The organism is Streptacidiphilus neutrinimicus, from assembly GCF_000787815.1.
Taxonomy (GTDB): Bacteria; Actinomycetota; Actinomycetes; order Streptomycetales; family Streptomycetaceae; genus Streptacidiphilus; species Streptacidiphilus neutrinimicus.
Map to the genome: position 1 here is coordinate 1 of NZ_BBPO01000160.1, position 3584 is coordinate 3584.

The 3584-nt window shown below is 71.8% G+C and carries 3 protein-coding genes; 2 read left to right on the forward strand and 1 reads right to left on the reverse strand.

The window, feature by feature from the left end:
- Nucleotides 1-305: 305 nt before the first annotated feature.
- A complete protein-coding gene (locus TR48_RS42810) occupies nucleotides 306-596 on the reverse strand; it encodes a hypothetical protein (RefSeq protein WP_152628421.1) in 291 nt (96 codons plus the stop codon).
- A gap of 30 nt (nucleotides 597-626) precedes the next feature.
- Between TR48_RS42810 and paaK the strand changes: the two genes are divergently transcribed.
- Together paaK and TR48_RS38035 are read left to right on the forward strand one after the other, a co-directional pair.
- Entirely contained in the window at nucleotides 627-1997 is a 1371-nt protein-coding gene (paaK, locus tag TR48_RS38030) for a phenylacetate--CoA ligase PaaK (protein WP_084730106.1), read from the forward strand.
- 271 nt (nucleotides 1998-2268) lie between these two features.
- Nucleotides 2269-3489 (forward strand): CaiB/BaiF CoA transferase family protein, encoded by a 1221-nt coding sequence (locus tag TR48_RS38035; protein ID WP_170183580.1) that lies wholly within the window; start codon nucleotides 2269-2271, stop codon nucleotides 3487-3489.
- The last annotated feature ends 95 nt before the right edge of the window (nucleotides 3490-3584 follow it).

Genomic DNA, 3584 nt, shown 5'->3' on the forward strand with positions numbered 1-3584 from the left:
CAGAAGCAGAAGAGGAAGAGGAAGAGGAAGAGGAAGCAGACAGGGAGCGGGAAGACTGACGGGAAGAGACAGGGGTCAGCGGGTCGGCCCGAAAAGCATCCCCGAGCGAGGCAAAACCCCCACCCATGGACGCCTCTCCGCCTTCACACCCGCCCCCGAACATCGAGGCGTCCATAGAACAAGTTTGACACCCCGCCACGCGCCCCCACCATGACCCACCTGGGCCATCTTCCTTCCACGAACGAGTTAGTCATTCCGTTCGAGTCGGCCTGGTGTGATCCCCCGCCAGCCCAGGCCAGGAACCCTCAGCCGACCTTGTCCCCCGACTCCGGCGGCACCTCGACGCCGCCTTCGCGAGCCTGACGCAGGGCCTCCTCCAGCTCGTCCAGAGCTTCGGACAGGCCGACCGGATTCTGGCCCGAGACGGCCTCAGCAAGCGCGGCGCGCGCGTCGGCGACCCGCTTGAGCAGCGGCTGATCGTTCTGGTCCACCGCGACCTCCTCGAACGCTCTCCTGGAAGCCCCCCAGTCACCATCGCAGGGGTTGAACGTTTCTTCAATCGCACGTCCGACCCTTGCTCCCTTGATCGTGCCCAAGCCACCCTCCTTGACACCGCCACGGTGTCGATGGACGATCGACCGAACATTCGGTTGGCTAGCGCAAGTGCACACAGGAGGCCGACGGTGCCCGTCCCCATCCCTACTCCCGCGGCCGATCTCCTCGACAAAGGCGAGCTCCTCTCTCTCGACGAGTTGCGCGCGCTCCAGCTCAGCCGGCTGCAGTGGACGCTGCGGCACGCCTACGAGAACGTCGAGCTCTACCGGCGCAAGTTCGACGCCGCAGGGGTGCGCCCAGAGGACTGCCGCACTTTGGCCGACCTGGAGCGATTCCCGTTCACCACCAAGGCCGACCTACGCGAGTGCTACCCGTTCGGCATGTTCGCGGTCCCGATGGACCAGGTGCGGCGGATCCACGCCTCCAGCGGGACGACGGGGCGGCCGACCGTGGTCGGGTACACGGAGGACGACCTGGACATGTGGGCGGACGTCGTGGCCCGCTCGATCCGGGCGGCGGGCGGGAGACCTGGGCACAAGGTGCACGTGTCCTACGGCTACGGGCTGTTCACGGGCGGGCTCGGGGCGCACTACGGGGCGGAGCGGGCCGGCTGCACGGTCATCCCGGCCTCCGGCGGGATGACCGCGCGGCAGGTGCAGATCATCCAGGACTTCGAGCCCGAGATCATCATGGTCACCCCGTCCTACATGCTGACGCTGCTGGACGAGTTCGAGCGGCAGGGGATCGACCCGCGCGGGACCTCGCTCCGGGTCGGGATCTTCGGCGCCGAGCCCTGGACGGAGGCGATGCGACGCGAGATCGAGGAGCGCCTGGACATCCACGCCGTGGACATATACGGGCTGTCCGAGGTGATCGGCCCGGGCGTGGCGCAGGAGTGCGTGGAGACCAAGGACGGTCTGCACATCTGGGAGGACCACTTCTACCCGGAGGTCGTGGACCCGGTCACGGACGAGCTGATGGCGTCGGGCGAGGGCGGCGAGCTGGTGTTCACCTCGCTGACCAAGCAGGCGATGCCGGTGATCCGGTACCGGACGCGGGACCTGACGCGGCTGCTGCCGGGGACGGCGCGCCCGGCGTTCCGGCGGATGGAGAAGATCACCGGCCGGTCCGACGACATGATCATCCTGCGCGGGGTGAACGTCTTCCCGACCCAGATCGAGGAGATCGTGCTGCGCACGCCGGGCGTCGCGCCGCACTTCCAACTGCGCCTGACGCGCAGCGGACGGCTGGACCGGATGGCGGTCCAGGTCGAGGCGCGCCCGGGCGCCACTCCCGCCGAGCGGGAGACGGCGGCGGCGCAGATTGCGCGCGGTGTGAAGGACGGGGTCGGGATCAGCGTCGAGGTGACGGTCGTGGAGCCGGAGACGCTGGAGCGCTCGGTCGGCAAGATCCGCCGGGTGGTGGACCTGCGCGAGAAGTGACCGGCGAGGGTCCGACGCGGTCGTCGGCGGCATCGGCGCCAAACGGGGCCGTCGGGGCTGCCAGGGCCGTCAGGGCCGCCAGGGCCACCAGGGCCGCCAGGGCCGCAGCCGCACAGGGGGGGGTGCCAGCGGGAGCACGGGTGAGGGCACCGGGGCGCGAGGGTCGACATCTCACGGCCCCCCTTGTTACTGACGAGTCAACTCCATAGCATCGGGAGCGTGACAGCATCCGTGTCACACCCGTCTTTCGCCACGCCGACGTGGAGGCCCGATGCCGAACGACGCAACCACCGCCGCCGGGCCGCCCGCCGCACCGCCCGCCACGCCGCTCGTCGGGGCACTCGACGCCGCACCGCCCGCCACGCCGCACGTCGCACCGCCCGTCGGCCCGCTCGCCGGGGTGCGGGTGCTGGAGATCGCGGGGCTCGGGCCGGGGCCGTTCGCCGCCATGCTGCTGGCCGACCTCGGCGCGGACGTGGTGCGGGTGGACCGTCCGGGCGGGTCGGCGCTCAATGGCGACCCGGCGCTGGACGTGACCAACCGGGGCAAGCGCAGCGTCGTGCTGGACCTCAAGACACCCGCCGGCGTGGCCCGCACGCGGGACCTCGCCGGGCGCGCGGACCTGCTGATCGAGGGGTTCCGGCCGGGCGTCGCCGAACGGCTGGGCATCGGGCCGGCCCAGTGTCTGGCCCGGAATCCGGCGCTCGTCTACGGGCGGATGACCGGCTGGGGGCAGGAGGGGCCGCTCGCGCAGTCCGCCGGGCACGACATCGGCTACATCGCGACCGCCGGGGTGCTGGGCCTGGTCGGGCCGAAGGACGGGCCCCCGGCGATCCCGGTCAACCTGCTCGGCGACTACGCGGGCGGCTCGCTCTACCTGGTCGTCGGGCTGCTGGCGGCGCTGCACCACGCCCGCGCGACGGGGACCGGCCAGGTGGTCGACGCGGCGATCGTGGACGGCGCGGCGCACCTGACCTCCGTGCTGTGGGGCTTCATGGCGGGCGGGCGCTGGCACGACCGCAGGGGCGTCAACGTCATCGACGGCGGTGCGCCCTTCTACGCCGTCTACGAGACCTCCGACGGCCGCCACATGGCCGTGGGGGCGCTGGAGCCGCAGTTCTTCGCCGCGTTCGTCAAGCTGCTGGAGCTGCCGCCGGACGCGCCGGGGCAGCGTGACCTGGCCCGCTGGGACGAGTTGCGGGCGCTGATCACCGAGCGGTTCGCAACCCGGTCCCAGGCGGAGTGGAGCGCCGTGTTCGAGGGTACGGACGCCTGCGTGGCCCCCGTGCTGACGCTGCACGAGGCCGCAGACCACCCGCACCTGCGCGCCCGCGCGAGCTACGGGAACCACGACGGGCTGCTCCAGCCCAGCCCTGCGCCGCGCTTCTCGGCGACCCCGAACCCGGCGCCGCGACCGCCCGCGCTCCCCGACGCCCACCGGGCCGCCGTCGCGGTGGACTGGGACGTGCCGTCCCTCACCGCCGAGGCCTGACGGTCCACCTCCCCCACCCCCACTGAAACCGCCCCACCGACCCTCCCCACCGAACCGGGCCTCTGACCCGCCCCCCTGAAACCCCCCCCCGAAAC

Excerpts from the sequence above, each read along its gene's own strand:
- paaK (WP_084730106.1), top strand. The coding sequence starts at position 627 with ATGGACGATCGACCGAACATTCGGTTGGCTAGCGCAAGTGCACACAGG.
- TR48_RS38035 (WP_170183580.1), top strand. The coding sequence starts at position 2,269 with ATGCCGAACGACGCAACCACCGCCGCCGGGCCGCCCGCCGCACCGCCC.